General features: G+C 63.9%; 19 protein-coding genes. 7 read left to right on the top strand and 12 right to left on the bottom strand.

Translation table 11 applies throughout. The features are described 5' to 3' along the window. Positions 1–5: 5 nt before the first annotated feature. The 3 genes from tolR to IP89_RS18630 are packed head-to-tail and all read left to right on the top strand — an operon-like array spanning position 6 to position 3,213. On the top strand, positions 6–449 hold the full coding sequence (tolR, locus tag IP89_RS18640; RefSeq protein WP_043311174.1) for a protein TolR: 444 nt from the start codon (positions 6–8) through the stop codon (positions 447–449). After that, complete coding sequence (locus tag IP89_RS18635) at positions 446–1,243, top strand: energy transducer TonB (RefSeq protein WP_043311173.1); 798 nt, start codon at positions 446–448, stop codon at positions 1,241–1,243. Before tolR ends, IP89_RS18635 begins: the two co-directional genes overlap by 4 nt. Before the next feature lie 14 nt (positions 1,244–1,257). Continuing rightward, the gene (locus tag IP89_RS18630) at positions 1,258–3,213 is read left to right on the top strand and encodes a PhoX family phosphatase (RefSeq protein ID WP_043311171.1); all 1,956 of its coding nucleotides are present in this window, start codon (positions 1,258–1,260) and stop codon (positions 3,211–3,213) included. 108 nt (positions 3,214–3,321) lie between these two features. On the opposite strand, the gene IP89_RS23175 is transcribed toward IP89_RS18630, so the two are convergent. The 11 genes from IP89_RS23175 to IP89_RS18595 form a co-directional block, all read right to left on the bottom strand. Next, the gene (locus IP89_RS23175) at positions 3,322–4,131 is read right to left on the bottom strand and encodes a DUF6602 domain-containing protein (protein ID WP_081963308.1); all 810 of its coding nucleotides are present in this window, start codon (positions 4,129–4,131) and stop codon (positions 3,322–3,324) included. 93 nt (positions 4,132–4,224) lie between these two features. Beyond that, positions 4,225–5,115 carry a DUF2971 domain-containing protein gene (locus IP89_RS23170; RefSeq protein ID WP_081963307.1) on the bottom strand — a complete coding sequence of 297 codons (891 nt, stop codon included), beginning with the start codon at positions 5,113–5,115 and terminating at the stop codon, positions 4,225–4,227. A 96-nt stretch (positions 5,116–5,211) separates the two neighbouring features. After that, the gene (locus IP89_RS23415; RefSeq protein WP_156115081.1) at positions 5,212–5,700 is read right to left on the bottom strand and encodes a hypothetical protein; all 489 of its coding nucleotides are present in this window, start codon (positions 5,698–5,700) and stop codon (positions 5,212–5,214) included. A gap of 116 nt (positions 5,701–5,816) precedes the next feature. After that, positions 5,817–6,734 (bottom strand): hypothetical protein, encoded by a 918-nt coding sequence (locus IP89_RS23165; protein ID WP_218185999.1) that lies wholly within the window; start codon positions 6,732–6,734, stop codon positions 5,817–5,819. 352 nt (positions 6,735–7,086) lie between these two features. Next, positions 7,087–7,299 (bottom strand): hypothetical protein, encoded by a 213-nt coding sequence (locus tag IP89_RS18625; protein WP_043311247.1) that lies wholly within the window; start codon positions 7,297–7,299, stop codon positions 7,087–7,089. 215 nt (positions 7,300–7,514) lie between these two features. Next, positions 7,515–9,134 (bottom strand): arylsulfatase, encoded by a 1,620-nt coding sequence (locus IP89_RS18620; RefSeq protein ID WP_043311169.1) that lies wholly within the window; start codon positions 9,132–9,134, stop codon positions 7,515–7,517. Between the two features lie 66 nt (positions 9,135–9,200). Beyond that, entirely contained in the window at positions 9,201–10,808 is a 1,608-nt protein-coding gene (locus IP89_RS18615; RefSeq protein WP_081963305.1) for an ABC transporter permease, read from the bottom strand. Next, positions 10,789–11,859, bottom strand: a complete 1,071-nt coding sequence (locus tag IP89_RS18610) for an ABC transporter substrate-binding protein (protein ID WP_052081134.1) — start codon at positions 11,857–11,859, stop codon at positions 10,789–10,791. Before IP89_RS18610 ends, IP89_RS18615 begins: the two co-directional genes overlap by 20 nt. Before the next feature lies 1 nt (position 11,860). Further along, positions 11,861–13,534, bottom strand: coding sequence for an arylsulfatase (locus IP89_RS18605; protein WP_052081133.1), 1,674 nt, complete (start codon positions 13,532–13,534; stop codon positions 11,861–11,863). Positions 13,535–13,553: 19 nt separating this feature from the next. Then, positions 13,554–14,402, bottom strand: coding sequence for an ABC transporter ATP-binding protein (locus IP89_RS18600; protein ID WP_052081132.1), 849 nt, complete (start codon positions 14,400–14,402; stop codon positions 13,554–13,556). Next, positions 14,399–15,979: an ABC transporter permease gene (locus tag IP89_RS18595; RefSeq protein ID WP_043311168.1), complete on the bottom strand. Its 1,581-nt coding sequence runs from the start codon at positions 15,977–15,979 to the stop codon at positions 14,399–14,401. Before IP89_RS18595 ends, IP89_RS18600 begins: the two co-directional genes overlap by 4 nt. 304 nt (positions 15,980–16,283) lie before the next feature. Here IP89_RS18595 and IP89_RS18590 point away from each other — a divergent pair, with 304 nt between their 5' ends. The 3 genes from IP89_RS18590 to IP89_RS18580 all read left to right on the top strand — a co-directional run bounded on the left by IP89_RS18590 (position 16,284) and on the right by IP89_RS18580 (position 19,105). Beyond that, positions 16,284–17,342, top strand: a complete 1,059-nt coding sequence (locus IP89_RS18590; RefSeq protein ID WP_043311166.1) for an ABC transporter substrate-binding protein — start codon at positions 16,284–16,286, stop codon at positions 17,340–17,342. 19 nt (positions 17,343–17,361) lie between these two features. Then, complete coding sequence (gene sfnG, locus IP89_RS18585; RefSeq protein ID WP_177326902.1) at positions 17,362–18,459, top strand: dimethylsulfone monooxygenase SfnG; 1,098 nt, start codon at positions 17,362–17,364, stop codon at positions 18,457–18,459. Between the two features lie 160 nt (positions 18,460–18,619). Beyond that, a complete protein-coding gene (locus IP89_RS18580) occupies positions 18,620–19,105 on the top strand; it encodes a MerR family transcriptional regulator (protein ID WP_043311163.1) in 486 nt (161 codons plus the stop codon). Positions 19,106–19,147: 42 nt separating this feature from the next. Here IP89_RS18580 and IP89_RS18575 read toward each other — a convergent pair whose 3' ends face one another. Next, on the bottom strand, positions 19,148–20,146 hold the full coding sequence (locus IP89_RS18575) for a hypothetical protein (RefSeq protein WP_043311162.1): 999 nt from the start codon (positions 20,144–20,146) through the stop codon (positions 19,148–19,150). Between the two features lie 540 nt (positions 20,147–20,686). Between IP89_RS18575 and IP89_RS18570 the strand changes: the two genes are divergently transcribed. Then, on the top strand, positions 20,687–22,474 hold a 1,788-nt coding region (locus IP89_RS18570), incomplete at its 3' end, for a methyl-accepting chemotaxis protein (protein WP_043311160.1).

Here is a 22,474-nt window from a genome sequence, read left to right as displayed (position 1 = left end):
GCGAGATGCGCAAGCCGCAGAACAAGCACGGCCCCAAGGCCGAGATGAACGTGGTGCCCTACATCGACGTGATGCTGGTACTGCTGGTGATCTTCATGGTCACCGCACCGATGCTCACCCAGGGTGTGAAGATCGAGCTGCCCAAGGTCGCCGCCGAGGCGCTGCCGACCGACAGCCAGCAACAGGTGCTGACCCTCTCGGTGCAGGCCGATGGCGGCTACTACTGGAACCTCGGCAGCGAGCTGGATACCCAGCACAGGACCGACAGCGCGGTGAGCCTGGAGGAGATGACCAGCAAGGTCGGCGCGCTGATCGCCGCGCGCGGCGACACCCAGGTGTATATCCGCGCCGACGGCCACGCCGACTATGCCACGGTGGTGGCCGGCATGGCCGCGCTGCAGCAGGGTGGGGTGAGCAACCTTGGCCTGATCACCGAGGCGCCGCAGTGAGCGCGCTGGTCATGCAGGCCACCGCGCCACTGGCGCTCGCCGCTCCCTCCAGCCGCTGGCTGCGCAGCTTTCTAGCCGCCGGTGTGGCGGTGGGCCTGCACGCGCTGGTGCTCGGTCTGCTGCTGGCTCACTGGCAGGCCGACACGCCGCCGGCACCGCAGGTGCGCACCCTGACCACGCGCCTGATAACCCTGGCCCCGCCAGCGCCGCCACAGCCCGAGGCGGTGCTGCCACCAGTAGCGATCCCTGAGCCCGAGCCGGCCAAGCCGGTGGAAGCGCCCAAGCCCGATCCACGCATCGAGCAGCAGAAGCTGGAGCAGGCCCCCCTGGCGCGCAAACGCGTCGAGGAACAGCGCGAGCGCCAGGAACGCGAACAGGTCGAGCGTCAACGCATCGAACGCGAACGCCGCGAGGCCGACGAACTGGCCCGCCAGCAGGAGCAGCAGCGCCAGGCCGAAGCCCAGGCCCGCGCCGACGCCGAAGCCGCCGAGCGCGCCCGCCAGGCCGAGGCCGCGGCGGCCGCCAGCCGCCAGTACCTGCCCATCGCCAAGGAGGCGCCGGACTACCCCGAGCGCGCCCTGGACAAGGGCATCGAGGGCGACTGCACGGTGACCTACCGGGTCAGCCCGCAAGGCCGCGTCGAAGACCCGCAAACCCTCGGCGACTGCCACCCGCTGTTCGTCCGTCCGTCCCTGGCCGCCGCCCGCACCTTCCGCTACCAGCCGCGTGTGGTCGATGGCCGCGCCGTGGCGGTGGACGGCGTGAAGAACACCTTCCACTACCGCATCGAATAACCAGAGAAGCCCTGATGAACCCTGAACACCAGCAGTTCCACCAGCGCCTGGAAGCGCACGACGATATCGCTATCAACCCCAGCGCCAACCCGCCGCTGGACATGCTGGTCGACGGTAGCCGACGCAACGTGCTCAAGGGCGGCCTGACCCTGGCCGCGCTGGGCTTCTTCGGCGGCGGCCTGGCTGCCTGCTCCAAGGCCTCGGCCAGCCCGCTGCTCAGCTTCAAGGGCGTGCCGGTGCAGCTCGACCCGCAGTTCGACAGCGTGCTGGTGGCCGAGGGCTACCGCGCCGTGCCGTTCTTCTCCTGGGGCGACCCGGTTGAAGCCGGCGCGCCGGCCTGGAACCCGGACGCCAGCGACGACTGGCAGGCCCAGCTCAAGCAGGCCGGCGACAATCACGACGGCATGGACTTCTTCGCCTTCCCCGGCGAGACCGACCGCGGCCTGCTGGTGATGAACCATGAGTACATCAACCCGCCGCTGCACCCGTCCGGCAAGATCGACCAGTCCAAGCCGCGCCCGCTTGCCGAGGTGCGCAAGGAACAAGCCGCCCACGGCGTCTCGGTGATCGAGGTGAAAAAGGGCGAAGGTGGCCAGTGGCAACGGGTGATGGATTCCGCCTACAACCGCCGCATCAGCATGCTCACGCCCATGCGCATCGCCGGCCCGCTGGCCGCCCACGAGCAGATGAAGACCGCCAGCGACCCGAGCGGCCTCACCGTGCTCGGCACCCTCAACAACTGCGCCACCGGCGTCACGCCCTGGGGCACCTTCCTCACCTGCGAGGAGAACTGGCCCAACTACTTCATCAACCGCGACAAGGCCGACTTCGAGGCGCGCGTGTCGCACAAGCGCTACGGCCTGGCGAAGGAGGGCACCAGCAAGAACTACGCATGGGAGACCGCCGACGCGCGCTTCGACGCCACGCCCTACGCCGACCAACCCCACGGCGGCCACGTCAACGAGCCGCACCGCTTCGGCTGGGTGGTCGAGATCGATCCCTTCGACCCCAAGGCGCAGCCGATCAAGCGCACCGCCTTCGGCCGCTTCAGCCGCGAATGCGCGGCGCTGAGCCTGGGCAAGGACGGGCGCATGGCCTTCTACTCCGGCGACGATGCCAAGGGCGAGTATGTCTACAAATTCGTCCCCGCCGGCCGCTTCGACGCTGCCAACCCTAGGGCCAATCGTGATCTGCTGGACGAAGGCACCCTGTACGCCGCGCGCTTCGATGCCGACGGCAGCGGCCAGTGGCTGGCCCTGGTGCACGGGCAGAACGGCCTCAGCGCCGAGAACGGTTTCGCCAACCAGGCCGAGGTACTGCTCAACGCCCGCGCCGCCGCCGACCGCGCCGGCGCCACGCCGATGGACCGCCCCGAGTGGGCCGCCGTGCATCCCGCCACCGGCGAGGTCTACGTGACCCTGACCAACAACGACGGGCGTGGCGACAAGCAACCCACCGACAAGGCCAACCCGCGCCCGCACAACCTGCACGGGCAGATCCTGCGCTTCAACGAAAAGGGCGCCAACCCGACCGCCACTGCCTTCACCTGGGAACTGTTCCTCCTCGCCGGCGAAGCCCGCGGCAGCAAGGACAAGGATGGCAAGCCGGTGCCGGCCAACCTCACCGGCACCATCAACGGCGACCTGTTTTCCTCACCGGACGGCCTGGCCTTCGACGCCGCCGGGCGCCTGTGGATCCAGACCGACTACGACGACATCGAACCGGTGATGGCCGGCATGGGCTGCAACCAACTGCTCTGCGCCGACCCCAGCACCCGCGAGGTCCGCCGCTTCCTGGTCGGCCCGCGCGGCTGCGAAATCACTGGCCTGGCCTGGAGCCCGGACGGCAAGGCCATGTGGGCCAATATCCAGCACCCGGCCATCAGCTTCCCAGCCAGCGACGGCAAGACCCGGCCGCGCTCGACCACGTTGCTGATTACGCGGGTGGATGGTGGGGTGATTGGGGCGTGAAGAACGAAGCCTAACGTTTGGTTAAGGGGCGGGCTTTGGCCCGTCCCAGTGAGCGAAACGAGCGGTATGAACCGCTTATTAGCCTAGTAGTAGCTGCTTGACCCTTAATCATGCTGTTGCCCAACTCATGTAATCGTTGAAATGTGCGCCAATGTCGTTGAATGAGTAATCTCTTTCGCCCAATGTGTAGTAGGCATTTTGAACAAGCGAATAGTAGAGGTCAGAGAGCGGCGTGTGACTTGGTATAAACATAGGAAAGTACCCATCTGGACGAGGTCCGCGAGCATTTTCTTCAGGAAACGGTGGCTCCAAATGAAGAGTTCCGCCCACTCCTCCAATGATTGCTGCGTCATTAGGAAGACAGCGCAGTACGATACTATCCATGGGGGAAATTTCGGGGCTTGATGCACCGAAGAATGCCGCTTCAAGCGTCTCCAGTTTTTGCTCAGTGCGATAGGCCAATAACGTTTGGCGAGGTGAGCCCCAACCATCAGGTGTCTCGAACTCTTTAACCTGTTGCGTAAGTGTTGTTATCTTCTTTGAATTCTCGATGCTTTTGCGTATGTCTCTAGCCGTTAGATTGGTCTTGAGCTCATAGATATGAACGACGGAGTTCAGCATTAGGAGCGCTGAACCATCGGTGTTTTCGGAGAGAAGTGGATACCTCGCATCAAAAACAATGGCATCGAGTTGAGGAGAGATATCGCCGTTCGGTGTAATGAAGTGGCCAGAGGCGGCGCGAAGCGTATTAGGTAAATATCGTTGCAAGAAGCTTATAAATGGGAGCTCACCGTTTCTGCCGATTGTTTGCGAGTTACTAGAAGACGCAAGCGCACGTTCAACGCACAGCAAAATTGAAACCTCTTCTTGAGCCATTATTTGATTTGGCGTGCCGTGGTAATGTTTGTATGTCTTCATGCGGTGATGAGTCAACTGTAGAGGACTAACGTTTGGTTAAGGGGCGGGCTTTAGCCCGTCCCAGTGAGAGCGGCGAACGGTTTGAACCAGTTGTTATGTGCTGCTTTCACAGTGCTCTATCGGTACGCGAGAGCTTTCGCCATTATTTATTACCAGTCGATACAAGTGGCAGTGCGGGTAGAGCTCGCGCAGTATTTTTTTTACGGCCAACTCAGTATCTGGCGAAGCTTTACTTCCAATGGTCACCGACTCTAATTCATCAGGATAAAATTTGTAATCTGCGAACTGCGAATCTTCTTCGGGGCGCCATGTAATAGCGCGCCATTCCTGCTCATAGGACCAGTCGATTTTTTTGGTATAACAAACAGCGTTGATCGTAGCCGCTCTTAGTGGTCTTGTGTCTCCATAGAGAAGAAAGTCCATACCGTTACCCACTACCGGTGGGTTCTCTGAGTACATTACTTTTTTTGCCTCAAGAAACGGTGTGGAAAGCCTTGGGATGTGCTTAAACCCTAGAACGCATCCTTTATGGCCGTCGGCGTAATTTGCCCACATAGCATCATTGCTGTGATTGGTTGTTAGGCACATTACACGGGCTGTGGATAGAAAATTTTCCCCGAAAAATCCTCTCAAGCCGGAAATTACATGGGCGTCTGGGTCTTCAATTCTAGATGTAAGTGCAGAAGCAATTTTGGCTTCAGGCGTTTTTTGTGCAAGAAGTACTTTTACACACTGAAGCAGTAAATTTGCACTTGGAGAAAGTGCCGATTCGTCGAATTTTATTTTTCCACTAGCTATATTTATAAGGGTGCTGGGGAACTCATTGGACGCTTCGGCAATAGTAGGCTCGAAGCGAGGCATTCGTTGGAACTCGGCAGGGTCATTGAAAAGTAATGGGCTCGACCACCTTAGCCGGGAGTTCTCCAGAATGATCAAGGCAGTGCTTGGAGATGCGTATTTATAAAAATTTTCTGGATGCGTCATGGCTAATTGTGGTTAATAACGATTAAACTAACGGGCGGCCAAAAGCGCAGCTTTTGGACGTCCAACGAACGAAGTGAGCGAAAGTTGAGCGCATTGTTAAGCGTTACCCTCCGTTCTTTTTAGTATTATTGGTCTATTGACAATGCCGGAACCATTTCCAGCAAGGTTTCTGAATACTTTATGGCCATTTAGCTCGGAATCATTTATTTTTAGAAGCATTGAGCCGAATGATAGGTTTTTATTGCTGATTGTTCTGCACTTTAATGATACGAAGCCTTCCCATACCTCTCCACTAACCGACATGGATGTGATTTTTTGCTCTTCCCCATTTATATACTTAATGACGATGTATGAGCCGGAAAGATTGTGCGCGCTCTGATCTAAGGTTAGTTTTGCTGTAAAGTTTGCCGTGTCTGAACTGCTGAATTCTCCCTCCCAAACTCCAGAAACATCAATTCCTCTATATGTAAGGTTTTGGTACCACGGTAGTAGAATTTTATCTATTATGAGTTTTGTGAGATATAGGAGTACAGTTGTTATTACTCCTGTAAATACTCCTATCATCATGTTTAATACTGCTTCCAATGCTGGGCCCTCCAAGGGCGCTTAACGATTAAGCTAACGGGCGGCCAAAAGCGCAGCTTTTGGACGTCCAGCGAGCGGAGTGAGCGGAAGTTGAGCGCATTGTTATACGTGGCTGATTATTTCCAGGAAATTGCTTTTTCGCGGGTTATTACTCCAGAGCCTCGGCATGCAGAGCAGTTAATACCTTTGCAGCTTGGGCATGGAAACTTATCATATTCCGATATATCAATTTTTCTTGCTGTGCTTTCTAGGATAGAGCACATTCCTCGGCAAATGGGGCATTCGCTTCCTGCCAGTTCTCCTCTTCCATTGCATACAATGCACTTTGTTAGTCTTTGGTCTTCTATGTCATTCGTGTAGCGTTTAAGATCAGATTCTTTTGTTGCTTTTATTGTGCTTAGCTGAATTTGATCGACTGTTTTAATTGAGTGGTTGAAGTATTTTTTTATCGCTTTCTTGAAGAAGTCAGGATCTCTCTTCCAGGACTCAGGCGAGATTCTTATGGATTGAATTCCGGATTCTGAAGAAATTGCTGTGTCTCTCAGATATGTTTTCTTTATGTTGCTCTCTATATAGTGCGATGGATAGCCGTCATACTCAATTCCAAGAGAGGAAACTCGGATTGTGTCCTGGCCAATGATTCTATTTAAGTGCAGAGCTAGGTCGATAGCCCAAGGCTGGCTGTTAGGGCTTGTATTCTGAATTTTATACTGCGGCGAGATGGTTAGTGGGTGCCAATTATCTAAATGCCCCTCTAATGTGATGTGTCTTGGAGTTTCTTGAAATTCAGAGATTTTTATTGGTTGAAATTGAGTAATTAAATTTGCAATTACTTCAATTTCTGCTTGCGATGTTTGCTCTGAGCCTTGCAGGCTAATTAAGCCTATGGATGCTTCTCGGCCTATTAGTTTTTCGATCTTTTGGAGAAGCTTATTCTGTTTGTTGCTGAAGTTCTTTTCTATTTTTTTAAGGCTGACATTAATGTCCATTTGTCCTGCCTTATTTGATTGCTGTGGGTCACGGTATGGATCCATCAAGATTGCATTTCCGTATAACTATAAGTAGGCGACACAAACGGCGTAATATTTTCCGCCACTTGTGTCGCATAACATTCCCTGTCTCTGCGAAATCCCTTTTGGTGCTTGAGTCTGCCGAAGGCAAACGCGGCACCGCTCATGATGGCAATGCGACAGGACCTAGGGGCGACATTACGAATTCGCGAGGCGTGCGTCTAGGTTACGGGCTCGGCTGAAAGTGCCGATCCAGAGGCTGGAAGTGTTGGCTACTAGAAAAGATGCGGATCGGTGCCGATGCAGTACGAGAACACGGATGACTAGCGGCGGCGGGTACAGGGTGTAGCGCCAGGTATCGGGGAGTAGGGCGCGCTTAGGCGCGCCGCTGGGTGTCGGCGGGTTGGGCGTCGCGTAGGGCGCGGAGGGCGAGGGCGTCCTGGTTCATTTGCAGGATGACCCGGTGCAGCTGCTGGCGCAGGACTTCGTCGCCGGTGCGTTCCGCGGCGCGCATCACGGAGATGGCGGCAGACTCGTTGTTGGCGGCTACCTGATCGAGGGTCTTGCGGAGGTTCTTAACGCTGGTCACGACATGGGCCTTCTGAAACAAGAGCCGGCACCATAACGGGCGGTGATTACGGGGATGTTGCAGTGCGCAGGGGCCGCTGGACGCCAGCCTGGGGCGGGTGAAACCAGCAGGCGCCGAGGGCACGGCAGACGCGGGGTTCAGCCGCCCGGCGGGAGCCAGGGCGGTTTCTTGTGCAGATGTTTCCGCGCCCCATGCGGGGCGCGGATGCTCCGGTTCTATAGCTGGAAGGGCGAGGCGGCCAGGACCACGCCGGTTTCCTCGGCGTAGTCGTCCCAGTGTTCGATCAGCGCAGCCAGTTTGCTCGGCTCGCTCTGGGCCAGGTCGGTGGTCTCGCCGGGGTCCTTGCTCAGGTCGTACAGCTGCCAGCTGGCCGGGCCCAGCGGGCGCGGGATGTACACCGCCTTCCACTGGCCCTTGCGCACGCCGCGCATGCCGAACAGCTCCCAGCCGGTCACCGTGTCGTCGTCATGCACTTCGCTGGTCTCGCCGCTGAGGTAGCCGAGCCACGACTTGCCGCGCAGCGCCGCCACGTCGCGGCCGTTCCAGCGGGTACCGGGATGGCGTACGCCGGCCAGGTCGAGGATGGTCGGGGTGACGTCCATCACTGTGCTGAACGCACCACTGATCTGCCCGCCCTGGCGGGCGAATTCCGGGTAGCGGATCAGCGCCGGCACGCGGATGCCGCCCTGGGTAGTGAAGGCCTTGAACAGCTTGGAAGGCGCGGTGGCCGCCTGTGCCCAGCGCGGGCCGTACCAGACGTAGGAGTTGGCGTTGCCGATGTTGTCCAGGCTGTTGTCGTAGTGCGCATCGAGGAAGCTCTGCAGGTTCGGGCCGAACTTGGGGAAGGCTTCCAGCAGCGCGCCCTCGGCGCCGTTGTCGGAGATGAACAGGACGAAGGTGTTGTCCAGCTGGCCCTGCTGGCGCAGGTAGTCGACCACCCGGCCGATGTTCCAGTCCATGCGCTCGACCATGGCCGCGTACACCTCCATGGTGCGCGCCGAGATCGCGCGTTTCTCCGGGGTGAGCTTGTCCCACTCCTGGGTCAAGGCGATCACCGGGTGGGCCTGTACGTCCTCGGCCACCAGGCCGAGCTGCTTGAGCCGTTGCAGGCGTTCCTGGCGCAGCGCCTCGGGGCCGGCGTCGTAGCGGCCCTGGTACTTGGCCACCACCTCCTGCGGCGCCTGCAGCGGCCAGTGCGGTGCGGAGAAGGGCAAGTAGGCGAAGAAAGGCCGGCTCTGGTCGCGCTCCTTGAGGTACTGGATCAGCTTGTCGCCGAAGGCGTCGGAGGAATAGAAGCCCTCGGGCAACTGGTCGACGAACTGGTCGTCCTCGATATACAGCGCCGGCGTCGACTTCAGCACGCCTGGGGTGTTCTCGTCGTAGGGCGGCTCGAAGCCATAGTGGTTGGCGGCGCCGGGCAGCAGCGAGAAGGAGCGCTCGAAGCCGCGCGCATGCGGCGCCAGTTCGGGCCTGAGGCCCAGATGCCACTTGCCGGCCATCAGCGTCTGGTAACCGGCCTCGCGCAGCAGCTCGGGCAGGGCGACCACGCGCTCGTTGAGGTAGCCCTCGTAGCCGGGTTGGCCGATCTGCTCGGGGGCGATGGCCTCGGCCATGGCGCCGATGCCGGCGATGTGGTGGTCGGTGCCGGTGAGCAGCATCGAGCGGGTCGGCGAGCAGGTCGGCGCCACGTGGAAGTCGGTCAGGCGCAGGCCGTTGAGGGCCAGGGCGTCGAGGTTGGGCGTGGCGATCTCGCCACCGAAGGCGCCGAGGTCGGAGAAGCCGAGGTCGTCGGCGACTATCACCAGGAAGTTGGGGCGTTCAGGTGTTCTGGACATGGGTGTGGACTCGCTATGTGCTGAAGGTGGCCCGCGCGGCCGAGCCACGCGGGCGGTTGTCTGGGTTCAGGAAGGGGCGCCGCTCTGCCGCCAGCGGCTGGCCAGGCGCTCCAGGCGCAGGCCGAGGGCGGCGAGCAGGGCGCCAAGCAGGCCGACCAGGACCATGCCGGCGAACACCCGGGCCATCTCGAACTTCTGCTGGGCGCCGACCATGTAGCTGCCGATGCCTACACCTGAATTCATGAAGTACTCGGCGCCGAGCGAGCCGAGCCAGGCGTAGATCAGCGCCAGGCGCAGGCCGGCGAAGATCGACGGCACGGCGCCGGGCAGGATGACCAGGCGCAGGCGCTGGACGAAGCTCAGGCGCAGGCTGTCGGCCACCTCGTCGAGTTGCGCCGAGCGGTTGGCCACGCCGCGCCAAGTGGCCAGGTACACCGGCAGGAAGGCGGCCAGGGCGATGAACACGATCTTGGCGAAGTCGTAGATGCCGGCCCAGGCGGTGATCAGCGGCACCCAGGCGAACAGCGCGACCTGGCGGAAGGCGGCCAGGCTCGGCGCGAACAGCCGCTCCAGCGGGCGGAACAGGCCGAGCAGCAGACCTACGGCGATGCCCACCGCGCTACCGAGCAGCAGGCCGAGCAGGCTGCGCAGCAAGCTCCAGCCCAGCGCCGCACTAAGGCTGCCGTCGAGCAGGTCGGCCCAGCCGGCCTGCACGATGCCCAGTGGCGACGGCAGGATCGCCGGGTTGACCTTGCCGCTGGCAACCAGCGAACTCCAGCCCCACAGCAGCAATAGCGGAATAGCCCAGCGCCGTGCCTGGGTCGCCAGCCAGGCCCAGCCGCGTTGCGGCGCGCGCCCGGCATGGGCGGCCAGCGGCGGACGCGGCCAGCGCACCAGGGCGCCGTCGAGGCCCTGGATGCCGCGATCGATCAGCCAGCCGGTGAGGCCGATGACCAGGATGCAGACGAACACCAGGTCGAGCTGGAACAGCTGGCGGCCCCAGACCATCAGGTAGCCGATGCCCTCGCTGGAGGCCAGCAGCTCGACAGCGATAAGGGTCATCCAGCCGGCCATCAGCGCCAGGCGCAGGCCGGTGAGGAAGGCCGGCAGCGCTGCCGGCAGTGTCAGCCGCCACAGGCGCAGGTACCAGGGCAGGCGCAGCACGGCGGCTGCCTCGCGCAGGCGCTCGGGCACATCACGCACACCGACCTGCACATGCACCGCCACCGGCACCACCACGGCCTTGAAGATCAGGAACAGCTTGAGCCCGTCGCCGATGCCCAGATAGACGATCAGCAGTGGAATCCAGGCCAGCGTGGGGATCTGCGCGAAGGCGTAGAAGCTCGGCGCGATGATGTCCTCGGCGCGGCGACTGAGGCCGGTGACGATGCCGATCAGCAGACCGCCAAGCACGCCGAACAGCAGGCCCTTGGCCAGCAGCGCCAGGCTGACGCCGAGCTGGGCCAGGGCGCCGCTGTGCCAGAGTTCCAGCGCGGTGTGCCACACCAGGCTCGGTGGCGGCAGGATCTGTTTGGGCATCCAGCCGTTGGCCGATGCCAGCGACCAGAGCAGGAGCAGGGCCAGCGGCACCACCAGGCCGAGCAGGGCCGGCGGCAGCTTGAGGCTAGGTAGAGAGTGGAGGGCGCCTAAGCGCTCAGTGCCAAGGGTCGACATAGGCCTCCCGTTGCGGCCAGTAATCGGTGAGTTGCAGCTCGGCCAGGGCCTGGTCGAGGAAGCGTGGTTCGGCCCAGTTTTGGACGTCGACGCGGCTGCGGATCAGGCGTTTGGCATAGGCGGCGTCGGCGCCGTACTGCAGGTGCTTGAGGAAGTAGTCGTCGAGCAGCGGCGAGTTGCGCCGGGAGAGCGGCTCGCCCTGTAGCTCCTGCGCCATCAGCTCCGGTGGCAGGCCGATCTGCTTGACCAGCAGGTCGACCGCCGCCTCGCCGTTTTCCGGGCGCGAACTCCAGTGCGCGGCCTGTACCAGCACGCGCACCAGTCGCTCGGTGATGGCCGGGTGGCGTTCGACGAAGTCGCTGGCGCCGAGCATGGTCACGGCGATGGTGCCGGTGCCGTCGCCACCCTGGGTGCTCAGCGGAATCTCGGCCAGGCCACGGTTACGCAGGGCCAGCACGCCGGCGGCGCTCCACACTGCGTCGATGCGCTTGGCCGCCAGCGCGGCGAGGCCGGCGCTGTTGTCCAGGCTGATCAGGTGGAAGTCCTTGTCGCTGTAGCCACGGCTGGCCAGCATCGCCTCCAGCGACAGGTGCCCGGCGGTGCCGAGCCACACGCCGATGGTCTTGCCGCGCAGGGATTCCAGGCTGTCGTTGCCGCTGCCCGGCACCACGCCGAGGTAGCCATTCAGGCCACGGCTGGTGGCGGCCAGCAGGCGCGTGCTGTTGCCCACCGCCTCGCCGATGATGGCCGCCAGGTCGCCGAGGAAGGCCACGTCGATCTGCTCGTTGGCGAAGGCCTCGTTGATCGCCGGACCGGCGTTCTTGAAGAAGGCCCACTGGATCTCGATGCCGTCCTTGGCGAATTCCTGCTCGAACAGCTTCTGCGTGTAGGCGTAGTCGATGGTTGGCGTGCCGCTGCTGGGATGACGCCCGGCGCTGGCATCCGGTACGGCCAGGCGGATGACCTCTAGCGGCTGCGCCGGCTCGGCCGCCAGTGGGCCGGCCAGGCTCAGCAGCAGGGCGGCGATCAGGCCGGGGAGCTTGTTGTGCATCTCAAAGCGTCCGTGGCTGGCGGGTGAAGACACGCAGCAGGGCACCACCCAGCTCGCGTAGCAGGCGCCCGGCGAAGCTGAAGTCGAGCACGCCGGTCTCATCGACGTAGCGCTGCCAGTGGCCGATCAGCTTGTTCAGGCGCTCCGGCTCGGCGTGGGCCAGGTCGTGGATTTCGCCGGGGTCGCGCTTGAGGTGGTACAGCTGCCAGCGCCCTGGGCCGTCCGGTTTGGGGATGTACAGCGCCTTCCAGTCGCCCTGGCGAATGGTGCGGGCGCGGAACAGCTCCCAGCCGGTGGTCTCGTCCTGGCTGTGCGGCTGCGCCTCCTGGCCCTGCAGGTAGGGCAGCAGCGAACGGCCGCGCAGTGGCAGCACCTCGCGGCCCTGGTAACTGGTGCCGGGGTGCTCGGTGCCGGCCAGTTGCAGCAGGGTCGGCACGATGTCCATCACGGTGGAAAATTCGTGGCTGATCTGCCCCTGTAGCTGCAGGCCCGGCCAGGTGATGAAGGCCGGCACGCGGATACCTCCCTGGCTGGTGAACAGCTTGAATTGGCGCGACGGCGCGGTGGCCGCCTGGGCCCAGCGCGGGCCGTACCAGAGGTAGGAGTTGGCGCGGCCGAGGTTGTCCAGGCTGTTGTCGTAGTGCTTGGCGATAAAGCGCTGGGCGCGTTTGCCGACGATGGGGATGGCCTCTAGCGCCGCGCCCTCGGCGCCGTTGTCGGAGAGGAACAGCACCACGGTGTTGTCCAGCTCGCCGCTGGCGCGCAGGTGCTCGACCACCCGGCCGACGTTCCAGTCCAGGCGCTCGACCATCGCCGCGTAGACCTCCATGGCGCGCGCGGACTGGCGACGGCCGGCGTCGTCCAGCTCGTCCCAGTTCGGTGTGTCGGCCACCACCGGATGCGCCTCGACATCGGCCGGTACCAGACCCAGCTCCTTGAGCCGTGCCAGGCGCTGTTGGCGCAGGGCGTCGGGGCCGGCGTCGTAGCGGCCGTGGTACTTGGCGATCAGCTCGGCCGGGGCCTGCAGCGGGAAGTGCGGTGCGGAGAACGGCAGGTAGGCGAAGAACGGCCGCTCATCGTCTTGCGGGCGTTCGCCGAGGTACTGCAACAGGCGGTCGGTGAAGGCGTCGGAGGAGTAGAAGTCCTTGGGCAACTCGGTGACCGGCTCGAAGCCGTCGCGGTAGGTGCCTTCCACCGTGTGCAGCAGGCGCGGCATCTTGTGCGGCGGTACGTCCGGCGACCAGTCGTAGTGGTTGTGCGCGGCGCCTTCGAGGATGAACGAGCGCTCGAAGCCGCGGGCGGCGGCGGAGGTCTCGGCCGTGCGGCCGAGGTGCCACTTGCCGGAGATCAGCGTGTGGTAGCCGGCGTCGCGCAGCAGCTCGGGCAGGGCGGCCACGCGCTGGTTGAGGTGGCCCTCGTAGCCGGGGTTGCGGCGGATCTTCTGGTCGCTGAACTCGGCCATGGCGCCGATGCCGGCCAGGTGGTGGTCGGTGCCGGTCAGCAGCATGGCGCGGGTCGGCGAGCAGGCCGAGGCGGCATGGAAGTCGGTCAGGCGCAGGCCGGCATTGGCCAGGGCGTCGAGGTGCGGTGTTGCGATCTCGCCACCGAAGGCGCCGAGGTCGGAGAAGCCGAGATCGTCGGCGACGATCAGCAGGAAGTTGGGGCGTTTGCTCATGGAATGCTCGGTGCAGTGATCAGTAGGCCAGGGAGGCGAAGGGCAGGTCTTCGACGCGGGGCGGTGGGGCGCGGTAGTCGCCATCGCCGGTCAGTTCGTAGAGCAGCTCGGCGCGCAGCTGGTGGAAGTCGTAGCCGGCGCGGTCGCGCGGGTGCGGCAGGTCGATCTCGACGATGCGCTTGATCCGCCCCGGACGCGGTGCCAGCACCACCACGCGGTCGGCGAGGAAGATCGCTTCCTCGACATCGTGGGTGACCAGCAGGCTGGTGATGCCGGCGCGCTTGCGGATGGCCAGCAGCTCTTCCTGCATCTGCTGACGGGTCAGCGCGTCGAGGGCGCCGAAGGGTTCGTCGAGCAGCAGGATGCGCGGGCTGGCCACCAGGCCGCGGGCAATGGCCACACGCTGGGCCATGCCGCCGGAGAGCTGGTGCGGGTAGGCGCGCTGGAAGCCGTCGAGGCCGACCAGCTGGATGAATTCCTCAATGCGGCGGAAGCGCTCGGCCTGGGTCAGGCCCTCGTTGACCAGGCCGAGGCCGACGTTCTGCTCCACGGTCAGCCAGGGGAACAGGCGGTGCTCCTGGAACACGATGCCGCGCTCGCTGCCGATGCCCTCGACGGGCTTGCCGGCGACCTCGATGCGGCCTTCGAACTCGCGATCCAGGCCGACCAGCAGGCGCAGCAGGGTGGACTTGCCGCAGCCGCTGGAGCCGAGGATGGCGATGGACTCGCCCTCGCGGATATCCAGGTTGAAGTCGCTGATCGCCTGCAGCTCGCCGAAGTGTTTGCCGACGCCGGCGAAGCTCACCAGCGGCGGGAGAGGCGGCAGGCCCTGGAGGGTACGGTCGTCGGGTTGGGTCAGGCTGTTCATGCGGTTCTCCAGCGCGTGGCGCGCGCTTCGATCAGTTGTCCGAGGGTGTTGAGCAGGGCGCCGGTGATGCCGATCAGCAGCATTCCGGCCATCACCTGGTCCATGCGAAACATTTGCTGGGCGCCGATCATCAGGCTGGCCAGGCCGCCGTCCGAGGGCATGAAGTACTCGGCGCCGATGGTGCCGAGCCAGGCGAAGATCAGCGCCAGGCGTAGGCCGGCGAAGATGGCCGGGGCTGCGCCTGGCAGTACCAGGCGCAGCAGGCGCTGGCGGCGATTCAGGCGCAGGGCGCGGGCCGCTTCGTCGAGCTGCGAGGAGAGGGCGGCGATGCCGCGCTGGCTGGCGATCAGCAGTGGGAAGAAGGTGGCCATGCCGACGAACACCAGCTTGGCCAGCTCACCCAGGCCGAACCAGGCGGTGAGCAGCGGCACCCAGGCGAAGATGGCGACCTGGCGCAGCGCCGACAGGGTCGGGCCGAGCAGCCGTTCGGCCGGGCGCCACAGACCGAGCAGCACGCCGAGCAGCAGGCCGAGGCTGCCGCCCAGCAGCAGACCGCCAAGGGCGCGACGCAGGCTCAGCAGCAGGCCATTGAGTAGGGTGCCGTCGGCCAGGCCCTGCCAGGTGGCCTGGGCCACCTGCGCCGGGCTGGCGAGGATATTGGCGTCGACCCAGCCGGCGCTGCAGGTCAGTTGCCACAGGCCGAGCAGGGCCAGCGGCAGGTACCAGGCCTGCAGGCGCTGCCAGCCACGGCCGGAAGGCACGCGGCGGAACTCGGCGGCCGGCGGATGCGGCCAGTGCAGCAGGCGGCCGTCGAGCCACTGGATGCCGCGATCCAGCACGATGCCGAACAGGCCGATGATCAGGATGCAGACGAACACGATGTCGAGCATGAACAGCTGCCGACCCCAGACCATCAGGTAGCCGATGCCCTCGCTGGAGGCCAGCAGTTCCACCGCCAGCAGCGAGGCCCAGCCGGTGGCCAGGGCCAGGCGCAGGCCGGCCATGAACGAGGGCAGGGCGGCGGGGATGGTCAGCCGCCACAGGCGCAGCAGTGGTGGCAGGCGCAGGGCGTCGGCGGCCTCGCGCAGGCGCGGCTGGGCGTCGCGTACGCCGACCAGGGTATGGATGGTCACCGGCACCACGATGGCCTTGACCAGCACCACCAGCTTGAGCAACTCGCCGATGCCAAAGAACAGCATGAACAGCGGAATCCAGGCCAGGGTGGGAATCTGTGCCAGGGCGGCGAAGGTGGGGAACACCAGGCGCTCGGCCCGTGGGCTGCTGCCGAGCCAGGCACCCAGCGCGACGCCGGCGGCGACGCCGCCGAGCAGGCCCCAGGCCAGGCGCTTGAGGCTGATCGCCAGGTGCTGCCACAGCTCGCCACGGCCCAGCTCCAGCAGCGTTTGCCAGACCAGCTCGGGCGCCGGCAGCACCTGCTCGCTCATCCATTGCCAGTGGCTGGCGGCCTGCCACAACAGCAGCAGGGCCAGCGGCAACAGCCAGGGCAGCAGACGCTCGCCGTTCAGACGCGGGCGCACGCTTGCAGGGTTCAGCGGGAGGGAAGCGCTCAGACTCATCGCCGGCTACTCCCGCGTGGGTCTATATAAGCACTTTGCAGTAAAGGCATATAAAAGCTCATATCAATTCGATTGAGTGATAAGAGCGGTCATTTAAAGAACCTGAGCGGTCCGCCGGCCAATGCCTTTGCCGAATATTTTTTATGCCTGCGTTGCATCTGCCGGCTGGGCCGCGCGGCTGCTGATTTAGGCTTTTAAGTAATTAAAAAATAATTTTTTAGTATTTAAATTCTATAAGCGAGTCGTGCCTTAAGTGCGCCCCAGGGAACGCCGTGGAGCGTTCCGCGCATTCAGGAGCACGACCATGAAAAGCCTCTTCACCTCCTTCGCCACCTTGTTCGCCACGCCGGCCCTGATCGGTCTGCTGGCCTACCTGCCGCCGGTGCAGGCTGCGGACGGCGCCAAGGAAATCCGCATCGCCGTGCCTGACCTCAGCGCCGGCAGCCAGCACAGCGGCGGTGGTGTGGTCGATGTGCTGCGTACCCAGCAGATCTTCGAGCAGGAGTTCGCCGCCGACGGCGTGAAGATCACCTGGAGCTTCTTCAAGGGCGCCGGCCCGGTGATCAACGAGGCGCTGGCCAACGACCAGGTGGACTTCGCCTACCTCGGCGACCTGGCCGCCATCATCGGCAAGGCCAATGGCCTGGACACCCGCCTGCTCAGCGCCACCGCGCGCGACATCAAACACTACCTGGGCGTGGTGCCCGGCTCGGGGATCAAGACCCTGGCCGACCTCAAAGGCAAGCGCGTGGCGATCTTCCGGGGTACCGCCTCGCAGCTGTCGTTCGACGCCGCGCTGGCCAGCCAGGGCCTGTCCGAGCGCGACCTGCAGGTGATCAATCTGGACTTCAACGCGGCCAACGCGGCGCTGGCGGCCAAGCAGATCGACGCCACCTGGGGCCTGTCCAACCTGATCGTGCTCAAGGCCCGTGGCGTGGCTGAGCTGCCGCTGTCCACCGATGACCTCGGCGGTGCCGGCAGCATCCAGGGCGTGTTCGTCGGCCACGGCAGCTTCGTCGACGAGAACCCGCAGCTCACCGCCCGCCTGATCAAGGCCCAGCAGAAGGCCGTGGCCTGGCTGCGCGACGAGCAGAACAAGCAGGCCTACATCGAGCTGGTTTCCGGCCTGGCCAGCTACCCGACGCTGATCCTCACCAACGACCTGCACGGCACCAGCTTCCACAAGATCTTCGACCCGCAGCTGGACGCTGCCTTCCTCGCCCGCCTGCAGCAGAGCGTCGACCTAGCCGCCGAGCAGCGCCTAGTGCGCCGTGGCTTCGTCGTCGCCGACTGGGCCGAACCGAAGTTCCTCGATGCGGCGCTGAAGGGCTCCACCGCCGTGGTGGCGCAGAGCGCCAACTGATCCCGACCCGACAGGAGAGATGGACATGAGCCAACAACCGATCAAGTTCGCCTACTGGGTGCCCAACGTCAGCGGTGGCCTGGTGGTCAGCGACATCGAGCAGCGCACCAGCTGGGACATCGACTACAACCGCAAGCTGGCGCAGATCGCCGAGCGCTCAGGCTTCGACTACGCGCTGTCGCAGATCCGCTTCACCGCCGGCTACGGCGCCGAGTACCAGCACGAATCGGTGGCTATCAGCCACGCGCTGCTGGCTGCCACCGAGAAGCTCAAGGTGATCGCCGCCATCCTGCCGGGGCCGTGGAATCCGGTGCTGGCGGCCAAGCAGCTGGCGACCATCGACCAGCTCACCAACGGCCGCATCGCCATCAACCTGGTGTCCGGCTGGTTCAAGGGCGAGTTCCACGCCATCGGCGAGCACTGGCTGGAGCACGACGAGCGTTACCGCCGCTCGGAGGAATTCATCCGCGCGCTGAAGGGCATCTGGACCCAGGACAACTTCAGTTTCAACGGCGACTTCTACCGCTTCCGCGACTACACGCTGAAACCCAAGCCGCTGCAGCAGCCGCACCCGGAAATCTTCCAGGGCGGCAGTTCGCGCGCCGCGCGCGACATGGCGGCGCGGGTGTCCGACTGGTACTTCACCAACGGCAACACGGTGGAAGGGATCAAGGCCCAGGTCGACGACATCCGCGCCAAGGCTGCGGCCAACGGCCATGCGGTGAAGATTGGGGTGAACGCCTTCATCATCGCCCGCGACACTGAGGAAGAGGCGCGCGCCGTGCTGCAGGAGATCATCGACAAGGCCAACCCGGAGGCGGTCAACGCCTTCGGTGCCGAGGTGAAGAACGCCGGCGCGGCCAGCCCGGAGCGCGAGGGCAACTGGGTCAAGTCGAGCTTCGAGGACCTGGTGCAGTACAACGACGGCTTCAAGACCAACCTGATCGGCACGCCGCGGCAGATCGCCGAACGCATCGTCGCGCTCAAGGCGGTGGGCGTGGACCTGATTCTCTCCGGTTTCCTGCATTTCCAGGAGGAGGTGGCGTACTTCGGCGAGCACGTACTGCCGCTGGTGCGCGAGCTGGAGGAGCGACGGACGGAGCGGGCAGTCGCTTGATGACGAATGGCCTGCGCCCTTGGCGATTGCACCACGGGGCTGTCTGCTTGCGGGAATCAGCTGCCGAATACTCTCGAAGCCGTGCCGCTACGACCCGCAAACCTTGATGTTAAAGTTAACCTCAGTATCGGCTCACACCTGCACGAGGAACATCGAGGCCATGAAGATCGGCGAACTGGCGGAGCGCACGGGCCTGGCGCCTTCGCGCATCCGTTTCTACGAGAGCATCGGCCTGCTGCACACGGTCGAGCGCCAGGCCAACGGCTACCGCAGCTATCCGGCCGAAGCGGTGCTGGTGCTCAACTTGATCGCCACGGCGCAGAAGGCCGGTTTCAGCCTCGATGAGCTGCGCACGCTGCTGCCGTCCGACCTGACCCAGTGGCAGCACGGCACGCTGATCGACACCCTGCGCGGCAAGGTGCAGGACATCGAGTCCCTGGAGCAGCGCCTGGCGCAGAGCAAGGTGCACTTGCTGGCGCTGATCGCCGAGATCGAGGCGAAGCCGGACGATATCGACTGCGCCACCAACGCCAAGCGCGTGCTGTCGCGCATGCAGCTGGGCGATCTGGATGGCCCGTTGATGGAGGCCGAGGACGCCAAGGTTCTCGGCAAGTCGGCCCGGCGCCGCGCTGCCGGCAAGCGCTAGGCGGGGAGAGGCGGGAGCCAGTGCTCCCGCCAGGCGTCGTGCTCAGTCCTGCTCCAGCAGGCTCTGCAGCGGGGCAGGTGCGTACAGCGCGCTCTGGAACTGCGGCACGTACTCGTACTTCACCAGATCGCCCAGATCCAGCGACTTGATGAAGGTCGACAGGCTGCCGTCGCTCAGCTCCAGCTTCACCGTTTCCTCAGCGCTGCTCGAGGCGTAACTCTGCTGGCGCGATACCGCGTAACCGTAGGCCAGCTGACCGTCGTGACCGATATTGGTGAAGCTGTTGGTGACCAGTTCAGGCTCATCGGAGAGATCGCTCAGCTTGGCGGTTTCCAGGGTGACGTCGAGCTTGCCGGTCTGGCTGTCGCTGATGGTGAAGACCACCGACTTGTCGGTTTCCTGGTAGTCGATGGCGGTCAGCCATTTCGGCAGGTTGTAGCCGACCACGCCGCGCACGCGCGCCAGTTCGGTATTGACCGGCAGCTTGAGCACGTAGCCCCAGAGGTCCTTCGACAGCGCCTGGCTGACCAGACTGATGGGCCCCAGGTTGGCGTTGCCGGGCTTGTTCGTGACGATGGATAGGGCGATCTCGTTGTAGCTGTCGTTATCGCAGTAGTGGTAGGCGTAGGCAGTCAGGGCGACCAGGCCACGGCCGGGCCAGATCTGCAGCGGCTGCACCTGCTCCAGCACGGCGGCGGGCATCAGCTCGCGCAGACGCTCCAGGTTCGCGGTGAACACTGCGGTGACTCGGCTGTTGCGGTAGTAGAAGTTCGGCGAGTAGGACTCGAAGCCTATGTTCACCTTGGTCTTCTGCAGCCCCTTGAACCAGCTGAGGTCGATATCCGGCGCCTCGCTGGCGATGACCGAAAGCGGCGGGTTGGAGTGGTAGCGGTCGTACAGCCCGCCGGCGACCACCGGGATGGCCTGGCCGGCGATGGTGGTGGTGGCTTGCGGGGCGCTGGCCGCGCCGCTCGCCCAGGCAGAGGCTGCCACGACATTCAGCAACAGCCCCGCCATTACCGCGATGTTTCTGACTTTCATGCTTCTGGATCTCCGCTATCTGCGTGAAGGTTGATGTCCGCGCAGATCGCGTCTGCGCCAGGGCTCGCTGGAAGAGCCACTGGGCAGGCACCCTAACTTTTAACTTAACTTTAAGGTCAAGCGCTCCGGCGAGCTACTGATCGGGGATTCATTGCAACTTGTGTTGCCGCACTGGGTGATAGCGAAGAGGACGCTTGGGTATGTTCGAAATGCCTGGGGCGGCAGTTCTGTCCGGCCCAAAGCTACACATCTTTGCCGCAAAACCGTCTCACGGCTGGGCTATGGTTGGTAGCAGAATGCCGGTATTTTCATCGGCCCTCGGGAAGCCCTTCCCGCAGGGTTCCAGCCCCATCCGGACCATAACCACCATTCCAACCGGTGAGGGCTCGCAGTGCATCGCAATCCGGTGCCTGCGCCCTGGTTCGGCCCGGCTCCCTTCGCGCGGAGCAGGCCACGCCAGGGAGCGATGATCCGCCGCCGGGCACGAGCCGGGGCGGTAACCGGCATACCCTGCCAGCCACCTTGCATGGATACCTTGCGATGCCCTCCAACCTGAAGTTCAGCCAGAAGATCCTGCTGGCCGCCTCGCTGGTGACGATTGTCGCCTTCACCCTGTTTGTGCTGTTCAACGACTACCGCCAGCGCCAGTCGCTGAACGAGGACGTGCATGCCTCGCTGCAGGAAGTCGGCAGCCTGGCCACCCGCAACATCAAGACCTGGCTGGACGGCCGCATCCAGCTGGTCGAGTCGCTGGCCCAGCAGCTCTCCAGCAATGGTCAGCAGGGCGAGCCGCTGCTGGCCGCGCTGAACCTGCCGGTGTATGGCCAGCGCTTCCAGCTGACCTACTTCGGCGGCGCCGACGGTGCGATGAACTCGGTGCCGGCCGGCAACCGCCCGGCCGACTACGACCCGCGCATACGTGGCTGGTACCAGGCCGCCAGTGCGGCGCAGGGCAGCGTGCTGACCGAACCCTATATCGCCGCCTCGTCGCAGAAGCTGGTGATCACCATCGCCACCCCGGTGCGCCGTGACGGCCAGATGGTCGGCGTGGCCGGTGCCGATATGGACCTGGAGAGCATCGCCCAGCTGCTCGGCTCGCTGAAGTTCCAGGGCCACGGCCATGCCTTCCTGGTTAGCGCCCAGGGCAAGGTGCTGCTGCACCCGGACAGCAAATACTCGCTCAAGGACATCAAGGAGCTGTACCCGCAGGACACCCCGCAGGTGAAAGCCGGCGTCAGCGAGGTCGAGGTGGATGGCAAGACCCAGTTCATCGCCTTCACCCCGCTGGAGGGGCTGCTCTCGGCCAACTGGTACGTGGCCCTGGTGCTGGATCAGGACGCCGCCTTCGCCGCGCTCGACGAGTTCCGCGCCTCGGCGGCGGTCGCCACCATAGTCGCAGTGGTCGCCACCGTGCTGCTGCTGGGCATGCTGATCCGCGTGCTGATGCAGCCGCTGCTGCTGATGGGCCAGGCCATGCGCGACATCGCCAAGGGCGAGGGCGACCTGACCAAGCGCCTGAGCGTGCAGAGCAACGACGAGTTCGGCGAGCTGGCCGGCTCCTTCAACCAGTTCGTCGAGCGTATCCACGGCTCGATTCGCGAGGTGTCCTCGGCCACCCAGCAGCTCAACGAAGTGGCCAAGCTGGTGGTCAGTGCCTCCAACTCGTCGATGGCCAACTCAGACGAGCAGGCCACCCGCACCAACAGCGTGGCCGCGGCGATCAACGAGCTGGGCGCTGCCGCCCAGGAGATTGCACGCAACGCCGCTGATGCCTCGCACCAGGCCTCGGATGCCCGCGAGCTGGCCGAGGACGGCAGCCAGGTGCTGCAGAAGACCATCGCGGCGATGAACGAGCTGTCGGAGAAGATCAGTGCCTCCAGCGCCAATATCGAGGTGCTCAACAGCAAGACCGTGGACATCGGTCAGATCCTCGAAGTGATCAAGAGCATCTCCGCGCAGACCAACCTCTTGGCGCTCAACGCAGCCATCGAGGCGGCCCGTGCCGGCGAGGCGGGGCGTGGCTTCGCCGTGGTCGCCGACGAGGTGCGCAGCCTGGCGCACCGCACCCAGGAGTCGGCGCAGGAGATCCACAAGATGATCGAGGAGCTGCAGGTCGGCGCCCGCGAGTCGGTCACCACCATGACCGAGAGCCAGCACTACAGCGCGCAGAGCGTGGAGATCGCCAACCAGGCCGGCGAGCGCCTGGGCAGCGTGACCGAGCGCATCGGCGAGATCGACGGCATGAACCAGTCGGTGGCCACCGCGACCGAAGAGCAGACCTCGGTGGTCGAGGCGCTGAACATGGACATCACCGAGATCAACACCCTC

The organism is Pseudomonas sp. ML96, from assembly GCF_000761545.1.
GTDB lineage: Bacteria > Pseudomonadota > Gammaproteobacteria > Pseudomonadales > Pseudomonadaceae > Aquipseudomonas.
This window is presented reverse-complemented; position numbering and strand designations above follow the sequence as displayed.

What these genes read in the sequence shown, in the direction of transcription:
- tolR (WP_043311174.1), top strand. Translation starts at nt 6, where the DNA reads ATGCGCAAGCCGCAGAACAAGCACGGCCCCAAGGCCGAGATGAACGTG.
- IP89_RS18630 (WP_043311171.1), top strand. Translation starts at nt 1,258, where the DNA reads ATGAACCCTGAACACCAGCAGTTCCACCAGCGCCTGGAAGCGCACGAC.
- IP89_RS23175 (WP_081963308.1), bottom strand. Translation starts at nt 4,131, where the DNA reads ATGAAGACATACAAACATTACCACGGCACGCCAAATCAAATAATGGCT.
- IP89_RS23170 (WP_081963307.1), bottom strand. Translation starts at nt 5,115, where the DNA reads ATGACGCATCCAGAAAATTTTTATAAATACGCATCTCCAAGCACTGCC.
- IP89_RS23165 (WP_218185999.1), bottom strand. Translation starts at nt 6,734, where the DNA reads ATGGATCCATACCGTGACCCACAGCAATCAAATAAGGCAGGACAAATG.
- IP89_RS18620 (WP_043311169.1), bottom strand. Translation starts at nt 9,134, where the DNA reads ATGTCCAGAACACCTGAACGCCCCAACTTCCTGGTGATAGTCGCCGAC.
- IP89_RS18615 (WP_081963305.1), bottom strand. Translation starts at nt 10,808, where the DNA reads ATGTCGACCCTTGGCACTGAGCGCTTAGGCGCCCTCCACTCTCTACCT.
- IP89_RS18610 (WP_052081134.1), bottom strand. Translation starts at nt 11,859, where the DNA reads ATGCACAACAAGCTCCCCGGCCTGATCGCCGCCCTGCTGCTGAGCCTG.
- IP89_RS18605 (WP_052081133.1), bottom strand. Translation starts at nt 13,534, where the DNA reads ATGAGCAAACGCCCCAACTTCCTGCTGATCGTCGCCGACGATCTCGGC.
- IP89_RS18600 (WP_052081132.1), bottom strand. Translation starts at nt 14,402, where the DNA reads ATGAACAGCCTGACCCAACCCGACGACCGTACCCTCCAGGGCCTGCCG.
- IP89_RS18595 (WP_043311168.1), bottom strand. Translation starts at nt 15,979, where the DNA reads ATGAGTCTGAGCGCTTCCCTCCCGCTGAACCCTGCAAGCGTGCGCCCG.
- IP89_RS18590 (WP_043311166.1), top strand. Translation starts at nt 16,284, where the DNA reads ATGAAAAGCCTCTTCACCTCCTTCGCCACCTTGTTCGCCACGCCGGCC.
- sfnG (WP_177326902.1), top strand. Translation starts at nt 17,362, where the DNA reads ATGGACATGAGCCAACAACCGATCAAGTTCGCCTACTGGGTGCCCAAC.
- IP89_RS18580 (WP_043311163.1), top strand. Translation starts at nt 18,620, where the DNA reads ATGAAGATCGGCGAACTGGCGGAGCGCACGGGCCTGGCGCCTTCGCGC.
- IP89_RS18575 (WP_043311162.1), bottom strand. Translation starts at nt 20,146, where the DNA reads ATGAAAGTCAGAAACATCGCGGTAATGGCGGGGCTGTTGCTGAATGTC.